Annotated in this window: 14 protein-coding genes; 6 read left to right on the top strand and 8 right to left on the bottom strand. The window is 66.0% G+C overall.

The window, feature by feature from the left end:
• Positions 1-23: 23 nt before the first annotated feature.
• Positions 24-3545, bottom strand: coding sequence for a carboxylic acid reductase (gene car, locus ABZ942_RS21365; RefSeq protein ID WP_357384496.1), 3522 nt, complete (start codon positions 3543-3545; stop codon positions 24-26).
• A gap of 335 nt (positions 3546-3880) precedes the next feature.
• On the opposite strand from car, the gene ABZ942_RS21360 reads away from it, so the two are divergent.
• The 3 genes from ABZ942_RS21360 to ABZ942_RS21350 all read left to right on the top strand — a co-directional run bounded on the left by ABZ942_RS21360 (position 3881) and on the right by ABZ942_RS21350 (position 6066).
• A complete protein-coding gene (locus tag ABZ942_RS21360) occupies positions 3881-4231 on the top strand; it encodes a YciI family protein (protein WP_357384494.1) in 351 nt (116 codons plus the stop codon).
• A 13-nt stretch (positions 4232-4244) separates the two neighbouring features.
• Positions 4245-5510 carry an RNA polymerase sigma factor gene (locus ABZ942_RS21355; protein WP_357384492.1) on the top strand — a complete coding sequence of 422 codons (1266 nt, stop codon included), beginning with the start codon at positions 4245-4247 and terminating at the stop codon, positions 5508-5510.
• A gap of 88 nt (positions 5511-5598) precedes the next feature.
• Entirely contained in the window at positions 5599-6066 is a 468-nt protein-coding gene (locus tag ABZ942_RS21350) for a hypothetical protein (RefSeq protein ID WP_357384490.1), read from the top strand.
• Here ABZ942_RS21350 and ABZ942_RS21345 read toward each other — a convergent pair.
• From ABZ942_RS21345 to ABZ942_RS21335, 3 genes are all read right to left on the bottom strand, one after another.
• Positions 6060-6221: a hypothetical protein gene (locus ABZ942_RS21345; RefSeq protein WP_357384488.1), complete on the bottom strand. Its 162-nt coding sequence runs from the start codon at positions 6219-6221 to the stop codon at positions 6060-6062. The genes ABZ942_RS21350 and ABZ942_RS21345 overlap by 7 nt on opposite strands.
• Before the next feature lie 126 nt (positions 6222-6347).
• Positions 6348-7112, bottom strand: coding sequence for an alpha/beta hydrolase (locus tag ABZ942_RS21340; RefSeq protein ID WP_357384486.1), 765 nt, complete (start codon positions 7110-7112; stop codon positions 6348-6350).
• Between the two features lie 104 nt (positions 7113-7216).
• Positions 7217-7426 carry a hypothetical protein gene (locus tag ABZ942_RS21335; RefSeq protein ID WP_357384484.1) on the bottom strand — a complete coding sequence of 70 codons (210 nt, stop codon included), beginning with the start codon at positions 7424-7426 and terminating at the stop codon, positions 7217-7219.
• A 111-nt stretch (positions 7427-7537) separates the two neighbouring features.
• Here ABZ942_RS21335 and ABZ942_RS21330 point away from each other — a divergent pair, with 111 nt between their 5' ends.
• A complete protein-coding gene (locus ABZ942_RS21330; protein ID WP_357384482.1) occupies positions 7538-7771 on the top strand; it encodes a hypothetical protein in 234 nt (77 codons plus the stop codon).
• Between the two features lie 202 nt (positions 7772-7973).
• Here ABZ942_RS21330 and ABZ942_RS21325 read toward each other — a convergent pair whose 3' ends face one another.
• Complete coding sequence (locus ABZ942_RS21325; RefSeq protein ID WP_357384480.1) at positions 7974-8630, bottom strand: HAD family phosphatase; 657 nt, start codon at positions 8628-8630, stop codon at positions 7974-7976.
• A gap of 203 nt (positions 8631-8833) precedes the next feature.
• Between ABZ942_RS21325 and ABZ942_RS21320 the strand changes: the two genes are divergently transcribed.
• Positions 8834-9505 (top strand): PaaI family thioesterase, encoded by a 672-nt coding sequence (locus tag ABZ942_RS21320; RefSeq protein WP_357384478.1) that lies wholly within the window; start codon positions 8834-8836, stop codon positions 9503-9505.
• A gap of 578 nt (positions 9506-10083) precedes the next feature.
• On the opposite strand, the gene ABZ942_RS21315 is transcribed toward ABZ942_RS21320, so the two are convergent.
• From ABZ942_RS21315 to ABZ942_RS21305, 3 genes are read right to left on the bottom strand one after another with little or no spacing between them, the layout of a single operon-like run.
• Positions 10084-11253, bottom strand: coding sequence for a sulfotransferase (locus tag ABZ942_RS21315; protein WP_357384476.1), 1170 nt, complete (start codon positions 11251-11253; stop codon positions 10084-10086).
• Positions 11254-11287: 34 nt separating this feature from the next.
• Positions 11288-12064, bottom strand: a complete 777-nt coding sequence (locus tag ABZ942_RS21310; protein WP_357384474.1) for an SDR family oxidoreductase — start codon at positions 12062-12064, stop codon at positions 11288-11290.
• Positions 12064-13227 (bottom strand): hypothetical protein, encoded by a 1164-nt coding sequence (locus ABZ942_RS21305; RefSeq protein WP_357384472.1) that lies wholly within the window; start codon positions 13225-13227, stop codon positions 12064-12066. Before ABZ942_RS21305 ends, ABZ942_RS21310 begins: the two co-directional genes overlap by 1 nt.
• A gap of 91 nt (positions 13228-13318) precedes the next feature.
• Between ABZ942_RS21305 and ABZ942_RS21300 the strand changes: the two genes are divergently transcribed.
• Positions 13319-14215, top strand: coding sequence for a helix-turn-helix domain-containing protein (locus ABZ942_RS21300; RefSeq protein ID WP_357384470.1), 897 nt, complete (start codon positions 13319-13321; stop codon positions 14213-14215).
• Positions 14216-14244 lie beyond the last annotated feature (29 nt).

Genomic DNA, 14244 nt, shown 5'->3' with positions numbered 1-14244 from the left:
GCGAGGGTGGGTGCCGCACCGGCTCAGAGCAGGCCGAGCAACTTCAGGTTGGTGATGTACTTGACGATGATCGGCGCGGTGACATGCGGAATGTCTTTATCCTGACCGACTTTCGCCTCCTGCACCGCCGCCCGGAATCGATCGGTGGGCGCGAAGGACCCACGAATCGGCTGTTCGGGCCGCTGATAGTTGTGCAGCAACGGCAGTAACGAATGCTGCCGCTGCTGTTCCGGCAGGGCACGCAGCGCGGTTTCGAACCGCTGCAACCACGCGTCGTACTCGGCGATCCGCTGAATCGAGTAGCCCGCCTCGATCAGCCAATCGACGTACTCGTCGAGGCCGATGCCGTCGTCGTACGGGTTCATCACGTGATAGGTCCGGAACCCGTCCGTCACCTGCGTACCGAGGGTCGAGATCGCCTCGGCGATGAAATCGACCGGCAGCCCGTCATAGTGTGCCCGCTGCCGATTGCCGTCCGCGTCGGTCTCATAAAACGAGAACGGCGCGATACCGCTGGCCACCAGGCTCAGCATCATCCGGGTGAACATGTCCGGCAGGTTGAGCTGCCCGACGTACCGGCCGCTCACCAGAATCATGTCGCAGCGGAAGACCGCCACCGGCAGGCCACACAGGTCGTTGGCCTCGCGAAGCAGCACCTCCCCGGCCCACTTGCTGTTCGAATAGCCGTTGGCGTAACTGTCGTCGATCTTGCGCGCCGGGCTGATGACCCGGACATCCGCGTCCTCGGTGAACGAGGCCGGTTCGATCTGCGCGCCGACGCCGATGGTCGAAACATAGGTGAACGGCTTGAGTTTCGTGGTGAGCGCCAGGCGGATCAGCTCCGCGGTGCCCACCGCGTTCGGGCCGAACAACTGGCTGTACGGCAGCACGTGGTTGACCAGCGCGGCGGGATCGACGATCACATCGACCGTGTCGGCCAACCGCTGCCAAGTCTGCTGATCCAGGCCGAGATTCGGCTCACCCTTGTCCGCGGCGATGACCTCCAGATGATCTGCGGCCAGAGTTCGGTAGTGCCGCAACAGTTCCGGATCGCCGCTGTCGAAGATCTCGTCCAGTCGCGCGCGGGCCGCGGCGTCGTCCTTCGCGCGGACCAGGCAGATCAGCGTGCCGCCGACCAGGGCGAGCCGTTCGAGCCATTCCAGTGCCAGGTAGCGGCCGAGGAAGCCGCTCGAGCCGGTCAGCAGGACGGTCCGCACCCTGGTGCTCGGCCGTGGCAATGTCGGTGCGGCGGCCAGCGTTTCGGCGTCGATGAACTTGTCCAGGGTGAGATCGGCGGCGCGCGCCTCGGTGGCGTCGCGGCCATGCACCGTCGCGAAGCTGGGCCGCTTCGCGCCGGAGGACCGTTCCGCCTCGATGTAGTCGGCGATGCCCTGCAGATCGGTGGCCGGGCTGACGATCACACCCACCGGCACGTCGAGGTCGAAGATCTCGTGCAGCAGATTGGCGAAGGTCAACGCGGACAACGAATCTCCGCCGAGGTCGGTGAAGTGCGCGTCGGGTCGCCGATCAGCGATCGAAGCACCCAGCAGCGCACCGGCGGCCCGGCTGACCGCCTCCAGTACCGGGAGGTCGGCACCGCCGCGGCGCAGCGCGCTCAGCTCGCTGGCCTGCCCATCGGCCAACTCGGTGTAGAGCTGTTCGAGTTGTTCGCCGTAGCGCTCCTTGAGTTTCGGCCTCGCCAGCTTGCGGATGCCGGTGAGCAGGCCGTTCTCCAACGTGAAAGGCGTTGTCGCGATGATGAGTCCGCGCGGGATCTCGTAGCCCTGCAGTTCGGCCGTGCGCGCGACCTCCTGCAGCGAGTCACCGATGCTCGACTTCAGGGCCTCGATGTCGCCGCCGCTGCGCGCCGATGCGTCCTCGGTGGGCACGACAACCGCCAGCAGGTAGGCGCGGGCGCTGTTGCCGTAGACATAGATCTGCTCGATCAGCGGACTGTTGTCGAACGCCGCCTCCAACTTCGAGACGGTGACGAACTCACCTTGCGACAACTTCTGCACATTGTTACGCCGGTCGAGATAGACCAGCTCATCGGGCCCGATCTCAGCTACGACATCGCCGGTCCGGTAGTAGCCGTCCGCGTCGAACACCTCCGCGGTGACCTCCGGCCGTTTGTAGTAGCCCGGGAACAGGTCGTTCGATCGGACGAGCAATTCACCTCGGGGATGCGGCTGATCGGTGCGGAAGTAGCCCAGATCCGGCACGTCGGCCAGCTTGTAATCGATGACCGGTGGACGCCGGATGTGCCCGTCGATGAGCACGGCCCCGGACTCGGTCGAGCCGTAACCTTCCAAAAGATGCAGGTCGAGATAGGATTCGACGAAAGTGCGCAGCTCGTCCGAGATCGGCGCGGAACCGGTCAGCGCCGTGACGAACCGGCCACCGAGCACCGACTGCCGCTGCTCCGCCATCACCTCGGCCTCGAGGGCGGCCCGATCGACACCGTCGGCGGACCGCCGGTCCAGCTCGTTGTGGAACTCCTGGAACAGCATCTCCCAGATCCGTGGCACGAAGTTCAACTGCGTCGGCCGCACCAGCGCGAGATCTTCCAAGAAGGTCGAAAGATCGCTCTTGGCAGCGAAATACGCGGTGCCGCCGTTGCCGAGTGTCCAGTAGAGAATGCCGCGCCCCATCAGGTGGCTCATCGGCATGAAGTTGAGCGTGATCGTCGGCTCGGGACTCGCCTGTCCCCACGACGCCCTGGTCGACTTGCGCCAGAAGTTGGCGACCAGGCGTTCGGGGTACATGGCTCCCTTGGGCGTGCCGGTGCTGCCGGAGGTGTAGATCAACAGCGTCAACGGATCGTCCTCGACCGGAACGAAATCCGTTGCTGGCAGGGTATTTCCACGCTCGACGACCTCGGCCAAGGGTTCGATCGGCACCGGGCTACCCGCCTCGGTCAACCGCGCCCGCGCGGCCTCGAACGCCTCGCGCTGCTCGTCGACCTGCGGGAGGTAGTCGAACACGACAAGCCGCTCGGGTGCCGCGCCCGTCAGCGCCAATTCGACGGCGTCGTCGAGATAGTCGACGCTGGAAGCGATTACGCGCGGCTCGGTCTCCGTGACGATCGGACGCAGTTGCGCGACCGGCGCACTGGTCTGCAGCGGCACCGACACCGCGCCCACCTGGACCAGCGCTGTATCGATCGTCGTGTAGTCGACGCTGGAAAAGCCGACGATGCAGACGCGATCGCCGGGCCGCACCCCGCTGTCGGTGAACGCGCTCGCGATCGCGGCGACGCGCTCCGACAGTTCGAGATACGTGATGGTGTCGAAACTGGGCAGCAGTTCAGTAGTGACGCGCCCGGTCCTCGGGTCTTCGTTGAACCGCACCGCGCGCTGCCCGAGCGCGGGCCGATCGGCGTAACCGGCCAGCACCGTGCGCAGCAGCTTCGGCAATCGCAGGCCGGGTTCGTCGACCGCCGCGGTCACCTCGTCCCTGGGGACGGCGGCGGCGAACTGCGGATCATTGGCATACAAATCAGCGATGCGGCGTGCGAGCCGCTCTTCACGAGAATCAATCGACATAACAGGTCCACCTCCACGACCAGCAGAAACTTGACGGGAACAGGTTGGAACTCGACGGCGCGGCACGCGCCAGACTTCGTTAGCTTAGCAAAGCTAACGGAATATGCGGCTGGCAATCTGCTGTGAATCGCGCACATTCGGACACCGAAGCCGTTGCCACCCAGAGAGAAACGCATACGCTCCACAGTTCGGCCGCCGCGCGTTATGGCCCGGTCAGGTGCACTCGAGAAATATCCGGGAAGAATCTTCGAGGAGATGTCGATTCGGGGGGTCACCGTTCGATGCAGTGAGGTGAGGATCGGACGATCTTGACGACAACGAGCAAAGGACCCGACATGCGCCACATGATGCTGATCCACGTCGACCCGACCACCGCGCCGGAGCCGGACGAGGCACTGTTCGAGCAGGTGGGCAAGGTGATCGAGGAGATGACCAAGGCGGGCGTGCTGCTGGACACCAACGGCCTGCGCCCGATTACCGAGGCCACCAAGATCAACCAGAGCGGCGGCAAGCAGACCGTGCTCGACGGCCCGTTCACCGAAGCCAAGGAGGTCGTGGGCGGATACTGCATCCTGCAGACCAAATCCAAGGAGGAGGCGATCGAGTGGACCTCGCGCTTCCTCGGCGCGCACGGGCCGGAGTGGGATATCGAGATCGAGATCCGGCAGATCGACGAACCGGCCTGATCCGGCACCGCGGATGAGCCCGGACCGGTCGCCCGAGCAGACCCACCGCGCCGTGGAAACGGTCTGGCGGATGGAATGGCCGCGACTGGTCGCGGGGCTCACCCGCATCGTCGGCGATATCGACGCCGCCGAGGAACTCGCGCAGGACGCGCTCGTCGCGGCGCTGGAGCAGTGGCCGCGCGACGGGGTGCCGCCGAATCCGGGTGGCTGGTTGATGCTCACCGCGAAGCATCGGGCGATCGATCGGGTTCGGCGCAAACAGACCTTCACCCGCAAGCTGGCGATGCTCGGCCACGAATTGGTGACCGCGCCGTCGGAGGCGCCGGAACCGGACGATGTGGTCGAGGACGATCTGCTTCGGATGATGTTCACCGCTTGCCATCCGGTGTTGCCGGAACAGGCCAGGGTGGCGTTGACGCTGCGGCTGCTCGGCGGGTTGACCACCGAAGAGATCGCCCGCGCTTTTGTTGTCGCGGAATCTACTGTGGCACAACGTATTGTCCGGGCCAAGCGGACCATCGCCGCGAAACAGGTGCCGTATGAGGTGCCCGGCGCGGACGAGTTGACCGAGCGACTCGCCTCGGTGCTCGCGGTCGTCTATTTGATCTTCAACGAGGGGTATTCGGCGACCGCGGGCGAGGATTGGATTCGGGTCGAGCTCTGCCAGGATGCGTTGCGGCTCGTTCGTATCCTGGCGGAGTTGCTGCCCGCGGAACCCGAGGTGCACGGGCTGGTCGCCCTGCTCGAACTACAGGGCTCGCGGCTGCCCGCGCGCACCGGCCCGGCGAAAGATGTTGTGCTGCTTGCCGATCAGAATCGGTCGCGATGGGATCGTTTGCTGATCCGGCGCGGGTTCGCGGCGTTGGGTCGCGCCAATGCGGTCGCCCGGGATCGTGGACTGCCGCCGGGCAGTTACGCGTTGCAGGCCGCGATCGCCGCCGTGCATGCCATGGCGGCGACACCGGAGGACACCGATTGGCGGCGCATCGCCGGGCTGTATGCGGTTCTCGCCGAACGTTTTCCGTCGCCGATCGTGGATTTGAATCGCGCGGTGGCGGTGGGCAAGGTGCACGGGCCCGCGGCCGGTCTGGAGTTGGTCGACTCGATCGCGCCGGGCGCATTGGCCGCCTACCACCTCTACAACGCGGTGCGCGGTGATCTGCTCGCCCAACTCGGTCGGCATGCCGAAGCGCGGGCCGAGTTCCTGCGCGCCGCCGAGCTGACCGGCAACAAGGCCGAGCAGACGCTGCTGCTCGATCGCGCGAAGGACGCTCGCTAGTTCGGTTGTAACGCCGTGGTAATCGCCGCACCGCAATCGCGTGTGAGCATGCTACGAAATCGCTTACCTCCGAAAGGAATCCGGCCACGTGCGGCAGTTCTATCGAGCAGTGCTCCTGGACGACGACCATCGGCTGATCGGCTATGTGGAACCCGGCACCCAGCTCGACGAACACGCGTGGATCGGGAATCACACCGTGCAGGGCGTCGAACGGTTGCTGTGCGCACCCGCCCGGGTGGCGTGGGCGCCGCGATATATCGGCGAGCTGTACGACGCCGCCGCATCCGTTGCGCCACTGGTCCTGCCGGAGCATGGATGCACCGGCCGCTACCTCCTCAACCACGATCAGCTCGGGTACGTGGACAAGGCGGCCGTGCGGGAGAACGCGTGTCGCCACCGCGTCCATCCGCTGCCGATCCTCACCGCCGAGGGCGGCTTCGCACTGCACGCCCTGGCGGGCGCGTGGGCGCGGGACCGAATCTCGGTGGGCGACAACGTGCCGACGGGGTTCGAGCTATGGAAGTTCGATGTAGCTGAACTTAACCAGTTTCAGTAAATAGTGGGCAACCCGCCGACGACACGCGGCATCTCGATGGTGTCGTCCATAGCCTGAGCACGGACGTCCGCCAGCTTGTCGAGAAAAGCCTCTGCGGAACCGAACCGGGCCGCAACCTGCGCTAACAGCTGTTCGGCTGGTTTCATGAAGTCCATGCCGTTCAGCATGACCGGTCAGATGTCCAACAGCGCTGTCGTTAGCGCATCGTTTGCCGAAATGTCTTGCGGGCGCAAGCGCGGCCCGGTTTCTGCTACCGGGTGGAAACGTTCGATTCAGGTCGCTCAGGCGCGGCGGATCGGCTGAAAGGTCTGGGTCGCGTCGGTGGTGAGGAAGATGCCGACGAGGCGGTAGACCTCGCCAGGTTTTTCGACGACGAGCAGGTGCGAAGTGCCCGGGATGATGGCGAGCTCGGCATCGGGGATCGCGCGGTAGAGGGCGATCGTGTGCTCCAGGCTCATCGCGTCGTCGTCGGCCGCGATGACGAGGGTCCGGCTGGTGATGCCGCCGAGTTCCTCGACGGTCATCGTCGGCGCCTCGCGCGACATCTGGATGCTCTTGTCCGCGACCACACGGAAGTGCTCCTCGCCGTCCGGCGACACCTCACCGTAGCGAGCGGCCAAGCGCCGCATCGGTTCCTCGTGGCCGAAGCCGTCGAGCACGCCCGGCAGGAGGCCGTCACGGTGGAAGTTGCCGCTGATCGAGATGAGCTTGCGGACCAGATCCGGCCGACGAATGGCGACCAGCAGCGCGATGATCGCGCCGTCGCTGTAACCGACCAGGTGCGCCGCGCCACCGACCACCGTGTCGAGGAAAGCGATGGTGTCCTGTGCCATCAGGTCATAGGACAGCGGCCCCTCGACATCAGGCGTGCGGCCGTGCCCGCGGCGATCCATCCGGAAGACCCGGAAGTGCTCGGCCAATCCGGCGACGGCCGGTTCGAACGACCGCGAGTCCACAAAACCCCCGTGCAACAGCAATACCGGCTCGCCGTCGCCCGTTTCGTCATACCAAGTCCGGACGTCGCCGAGCTGAACATCATTTGCCATACGGTGATCATGCTCGATGCAAGATCAACAGTACGAATCGCCCGGGTGCACGCAACACACCGACAGGACCGGGGCGCCTTCGGTTGCGCCCCAGACCATGCCGATCATGCCGCAGCCGCGATCTGCCGAAGCATCCTGCGCACCACGATCTTGTGGCCGCCGCTGCCGATGACCAGCGCGCGATAGATTTTGCCATGCGGCCCGGGGAAATTCGCCAACGTCTTCGCGCGGATGCGGGTTCGGTTCGCGCCTTCGTCGTCGAGTTCAAAGATCAGGGCGTACTTCGAAAACCAGTGCCGCCCTTTCAATGCCAAGCGGGCGGGCGCCGCGACTTACCCGACGACGCAAGACTTCTCCTCAACCTACGCGTCAGCGATCTCTTGGACGGCGGCCCCGACGACGACTTCCGCGCCCGTCTCACCACCATGAACGCCCCCTTGTTCGACCACCTCCGCCGCCTGGCCACCGCCCTCTTCGGCCGAGCGGGCGACCGCGAAATCGACGCCATCAGCCGAGCCGTAGTAGACCTCCCCTACGCCGCCCTCCGCCACCACGCCCACACCCCTACCCTCCCCACCTGGCTGGACACCGACCTCCCCGCCGCCGCCCGCACCCTCCTGAACTCCTACAAGCCAGACACCTCACCGAACGGGACCTGACGGCGGCAACACCCGCACATCCACGCCACCGTCTCCCCACTCGACGAGACGATCAGCCGGGCTCGACGCGGCGGCGGATCAGCCGGCCGATTGCCAAACGGGCTGCGGCACTCGCGGTTCGGCGCGACGGTGTCCGGCTCGGTGTGTGGGTCAGCGTCGAGGGGATCGGCTCCAGTCGTTCGGCGCGGCGCATGTCAGGGGGTCAGGCGGGTTCGGTGACGAGGGTTGGGGTCAGTTCGGCGAGGTCGGCGATTACGTGGGTGGCCAGCGCCAAGGCGTCAGGGGCCGGCGGGTATTCGGGGCGGGGTGCGGCGATGACGCGCATGCCTGCGGCGTGGGCGGAGCGCATGCCGTTGCTCGAATCTTCCACTGCGGCACAGTCGGCGGGGCGTTGGCGGAGGAAGGCGGCTACGGCCACGTAGACATCGGGGGCAGGTTTGCCGCGATCTACCTCTTCGGTGGAGAAGGTGACGTTGAAGAATTCGATCAGGCCGGTGCGGCCGAGGACGACGTCGATCAGTGCGCGCGGGGAGGAGCTGGCGACGCCGAGTGGCCACTTCTCGCTCATCCGCTGGACCGCGTCGATCGCACCGGGAAGCAGCGGGACCGCACGGTCGTAGTGCGCGGCCATCCGCTCGATCACGTCGCGCGCCACGGTCTCCGGCGGCGCGTCGACGCCCAGATCGGTACTCAGGTATTCCGACCATTCCTTGGTGCTCATACCCATCAGCCGTTGCTGGGCATCGGGTAGCCACTGCCCGCCCCGCTCCGCAACGTAGTCCCGGCGAACCTGTTCCCACACCGGCTCGGAGTCGATCAGTACGCCGTCCATGTCGAAGACAACTGCCGTAATACCCATCTACCCAACGCCTTTCGCCAGCCGGATCTGTCATTACGCTCGCTGGCCGACGTTCATCGAGACCGCGCCGCCAACCTTCTGGTAACCGCGTTTGATAATCGCGAACCAGCCTAGGCCACAGCGGACGATTCGGACCGACCGACGAATCCGCCAAGTCGGCCCGAAATGCGAGCATTCGATGGGCAACCTATAACGTGTTCTGCATGAACGAACAACAGGCCGGTGAATCGCTGCCGAGCGAGGAGCACCACGAGGGCGCGTTCCGGCCGATGAGCGAGCTGATCAACGCGCACGAGCAGAACATCGACATCACCCGTGGTGGACCGCACTACGGGGAATTCATCGAGCAGGTGCGCGGGCTGATGGACCGCGTCCGACTCGCCTCCCCCTCGGACGAGTTGGCCGTCGAGTCGATCGGCCTGCTCAAGCAGCTGAACGACAAGCTGGACGCCGCGATCGTCGACGAGTGGTCCACGCCCAACTGGACCAGGCACGACCTGCCCGGCCGCGGCAACATCACGCTGCCGCCGTTCGTGTTCGATCACGTCGGCCGCGACGGCGTCGACGCCCGCATCACCTTCCGCACCTACCACCTCGGCGGGAACAACGCCGCCCACGGCGGCCACATCGCGATCGCCTTCGATGACCTGCTCGGCATGGCCGCGGCGGTCTACGGCGGCCAGGTGACCCGAACCGCATCGCTCACCGTCGACTACCGCTCCATCACCCCGCTGCGCACCGAACTCAAGGTCCGCGCCTGGGCCGAACGCCAAGAGGGCCGCAAGGTCTACGTCCGCGCCACCCTGCACGACGGCGACCGCCTCTGCGCCGAAGCCCACGGCCTCTTCATCACCCTCAAGCCCGGCCAGCCGTAACCCGCCCCCACCGCGCACGATTCCGCTCGCCGCGCACAACTCCGCTCGCCGCGCACGATTCCGCTCGCCGCGCACGATTCCGCTCGCCGCGCACGATTCCGCTCGCCGCGCACGATTCCGCTCACCGCGCACCAATCAGCCAGCAATTTCGTACGCGCCCGCACAATGCACGCGCAGCGAGCGGAACCGTGCGCATGCGACGCGGCGAGACAGCACGGCGACTGCCGGTGCGCTGCGCGCGGTTTCGCTGGGTGCGCGTGAAATTGCTGACTGATTCGTGCGCGTGGGCGTAGGGCACGCGCGGCAGGCGGAGTTGTGCGCGGAGCGTTGGCCGTGGATTGCCGGGGCAATGCGAGACCGGGTGTCGTGCGGGGTCGGCGATACTCCGGGTAGCGGGTTATGACTGTTCCGGGCCACTGCGCATCTCGGAATTGCGCACACTGCATTCATGCATGAGATGTCGTGATGGTCAGTGGATTACAGGTTCGGGCCCGCGGAGCGGGCGAAGCCGTCCGTGGGCCCGATTGCTGCACGCCGTGCATGGATGCATGAATTGCCGTGCACGGCAAGGCTGTCGATCAGCGTCCTGGGAAGTGTTCCGCTCGATACGGGCCGAATCGTTCGTCGACTTGGTCGGCGGTGAGGCCGAATTCCTCGAGCGTGTAGCGGTGGGCGGGACGGGCTGCGCCGGAGGTGCTTTCCGCGTGCAGGGCCGACATTGCCGATGTCGCGTCCTCGGTCAGCGGCAGATCGAAGTGGCGGTAGATGGATTCGACGGTGCCGATCGGATCGGCGACGAAGTCGCCGTAGTCGACATCGCAGAATTGGGCGGCGTTGTGGCGCTTGCGGTCTGCCAGGAAGCGATCGGCGCCGCGTGCCCACAGATCCAGTTGCGCGGCCCCGACCACCGGGCCGCGGAACTTGTCGGACCATCCGGCCGAGGCCTGCTCGTTGAGACTGCAGACCGAGGCGATGATGGTGCGCGGATCGCGATGCATCTGGATGACGAGCGCGTCCGGATACACCTCGAAAATGGCGTCCAGTGCAAATAAATGACTGGGGTTCTTCAACACCCAGCGCTGTCCGGCGTCGGGCAGACCGATCAATTGCAGGTTGCGCCGATGCCTGCGGTAGGCGCCGGTCCAGTCCTGCTCCCGCAGCCACTCGGAGTAGGTCGGCAGATATCCGAGGCATTCGTAGGACACCGACATGGCCGACTGCCGCAGCAACTGCCAGCACTCCTCCACCTGGTCGGCGGAAATATGGTGCACGCCCATGAATTCCGGATGCTCCACGTGATGCTTCTCGAACGCCGCCTCGATCCGCTGGTACACCGGATTGCTCGCCCAGGTCTCCCGCGGCGGCCGTGGCTGCGGCATCTCGGTGAGCCACATCTCCAAGCCCTGATGCGCCGGATCCGCATTGAGCAGCCGGTGCACCGCGGTCGTCCCCGACCGAGGCAGCCCGGTCACGAAGATCGGCCGTTCGATCTTCACCTCGGCATGCTCCGGAAAGCGTTGCCACGCGGCCTCGCTGAGCAGCCTGGCGATCAGTGCCCCGCGTAGGAACGCGCGATTCACCTTGTTGCCGAACGGCGTCAGCTCCGCATCTTTGGCATAGGACTCGAGCAGCACCTCGAGCCCGGCGCGGTAGTCGTCGGCGCCGAAATCGTCCAGCCCGACGACCTTGGTCGCCGACGCGTGCAGATCATCGATGGTCCCGACATCGTCCCTACCGATCAACGTCATCTCCTCAGTAGTGGTGCGCGACAGACGCACCCGATCAGTGGTGGTATTCGCCGCCGTTGACATCCAGACACGCCCCCGTGATCGCGCGCGCCATGGGCGAGGCGAAGAACACGACCGCGTCGGCGATCTCGTCGGGCTCGGGCAGCTTGCGCAGATCGATGGTTTTCGCCGTCTCGGCGTAGACCTCGTCGGCGGTGATGCCGCGCTGTTCGGCGAGATAGTTGAAGTACCACTTCAGGTTGTCGGCCCAGATGTAGCCGGGGGCAATGGTATTCACCCGGATGCCGCGCGGTCCGAGTTCGGTGGCCAGGCTTTGCGCCAGCGCGAGCAGGCTGGCCTTGGCCATCTTGTAGGGACCGAAGGTGCGCCGCGAGTGTCGCAGCACGGCGGAGTTGATCATCACGACAGAACCGTTGGACTCGGTGAGCGCGGGAATGAACAGTCGCGTCAACCGCAGCGCCGCAAGCACATTGGTCTCGAAGCCGGCCCGCACCTGGTCGAGGTCGACGTCGGCGAGGTCGGTGATCGGCGGGATCGCGAACGCGTTGTTCACCAGCGTGTCGACCCGGCCGAACGCGCTGTGCGCGGCCTCGACCAGGTGCACGGCGGCGGCCTCGTCGTTGATGTCGGTCGGCACCACCACCGCGCGCCGGCCGAGCTCGGTGATTTCCTTGGCCACCTCGGTGAGCCGCGACTCGGTGCGCGACGCGAGCACCACGTCGGCGCCCGCCTTGGCGCTCTGCACCGCGATGGCGCGTCCGAGCCCGGGGCCGACCCCGGAGACCACAACTACTTTGTCCTGCAACAACATCAGCCGAGCATCCTTTCCGCGACGGCTGCCTGCCGTGCCGCGATTCGTGCGCGCCATGCGTCCGGCGTGACGCGCGCCTGGTCGTAGCACGGCAGTCGCTGCGCCAGTTCGTCGACCGGTACCACCTCGACCGTCGGCCCGTCCTCGGGCTTCATGTCGCGGGACAGTCGCTGCCAGCGGAACTGCAGATACCCGCGCTCGTGCCCGGTGCGTTCGATCCAGTTGGCCAGCCCGGGATTTCGTTCGCTGACCACCAGCCGGATCATCCCGTCGGGGTCGACGTGCGCCTGGTCGGCGGTGAGGCTGGTCTGGTGGTTGATGTAGTCCAGCGACAGGTACCACATGCTGCCGAGCTGGAAACCCTGGTACGGCGCATCGGATTTCGGCACCGTGATGATCATCGCCTGGTCGTCGGTGAGCTCGTAGTGGCCCGCCGAGGAGAACTGCGTGGTGAGACCGCCCGGCGTGGAACGGGGTTCGGTCATCGTGTTCACCGGCAGGTTCAGGTAGAACCACTCGGGGAAGGCCAGGAAGGTCTTCAGCCGGGAGATCAGCATCTTGCCCGCGACGCCGTACCGCTTGGTCAGCACGTCCTTGGTGAGCGGCGGCGGTGCGTCGCCCATGCCGTCGACCCGCGCGATCCGGATCGTGCCCGGCTTTTCGTTGAGCCAATCGCTATAGACCTCGCGGACAACGAGCATGGCCGAGTCCGCGGCGAGGTGCACATATCCCGGGCGCGCTTCGCCGGGGCCGAGCCTGAGTTCGTAGGAACCGTCCGGACCGACTTCCAGTGAACGGTCGTCGAAGGCGGTGAGACTGTCCGGCACATCCACCGGCGAGTAATTGCCGTTCAGCACCTGGAAGCTCAGATCCCTTGTGGTGCCACGCTTTCCGGTGACCACATATTCCGCGTCCGGTCGCAGATAGGAGTGGAAGTAGAGCGTGTCCGGGTTGTCGAGGCCCATCTTCGTGTACGGCCCGGTGGACTGGACGAAGAACGGAAAGTCCCGTTCGTACGCCCACGCCATCTGCAGGGCCGCGCGGATGCTGCCCGCCAGGTAGTCGTAGCCCTCGACGAGGTCCTGTTCGGTGCGGATGTGCGCGGCCTCGGTGATGATCTGCTCGGCGGCGGCGATGGCTTCCGCGAACGGCTGTGTCAGCAAAAGGTCTCCATTGAATCGCGGTGTTCCAAATATGTACCACTCTGGTACATTTCGTTTGAGGCAAGATTAGAACGTGTTCTAGGAGTGGTCAATGGTCGGCCGTAGATCCGCACCCACCGTGCGGGTGGTACAGGTATTGGATTTCCTCGTCGAGCAGCGGGGCAAGCGCTTCGGCCTGTCCGAGCTCGCGCGGGCGCTCGACCTGGCGAAACCCACCTGCCTGGGCATCCTGACCGAGCTCACCGCGGGCGGTTACCTGGTCCGCGACGCCGACACGCTGACCTACGGTCTCGGACCCGCGCTGATCGCCGCAGGCCGGGTGGCCCAGGACAGCTTCGCGATTTCCGCGCTCGCCCGCACCGAGCTGGAGAAACTCACCGCGCAATACCGGACCACCTGCACCGCGTCGGCCGTGGTCGGCGAGCAGATCATGGTGCTGGAGAGCACCGGGCCAGGCCTGGTCAAGGTCGGCGCGGCCTATCATTTCGCGCCGCCGGTCGGCCTGATGTACGTGCTGTGGGATACCGACGCCGCGTTCAACGCCTGGCTGGCGAAACCGCCGACGGTGCCATTGCAGCAGGACGAGGCGCGGTTACGGCAGATCGTCGCGGAATGCCGTGCGCGTGGATATCTCGTCGAGAGCCTGACCACCGCCGGCGGCAGGCTGTACTCGATGCTGGCCGGATTCGCCGCCCGCGACCTGCCCGACGAGCTGCGCGAACTGGTCGGCGACCTGGTAACGAGTCTCGGTGAGCGGGTGTACCTCGGCACAGATCTGCGGCCGCGTAAGGAACATCCCGTCAGCCTGCTCGCCGCGCCGACCTACGGCGGCGACGGCAGGCAGAACATGGTGTTGACCATGTACGTCGGCGCGTCCATCACCGGCGCCGAAATCGACCGGCGCGGAACGGCTCTCGTCGCGGCGGCAGACGCCGTGACCACCGCTTCGGGTGGCCGTCGACCTGCACAGACGTCACCGCACCCTTGATCCGCGAACCTCGCGCCACGACCTCCTGA

The organism is Nocardia sp. NPDC046473 (assembly GCF_040645995.1).
Classification (GTDB): domain Bacteria; phylum Actinomycetota; class Actinomycetes; order Mycobacteriales; family Mycobacteriaceae; genus Nocardia.
The sequence above is the reverse complement of the archived record's forward strand: the minus strand, read 5'-3'. Positions and strand labels throughout refer to the sequence as shown.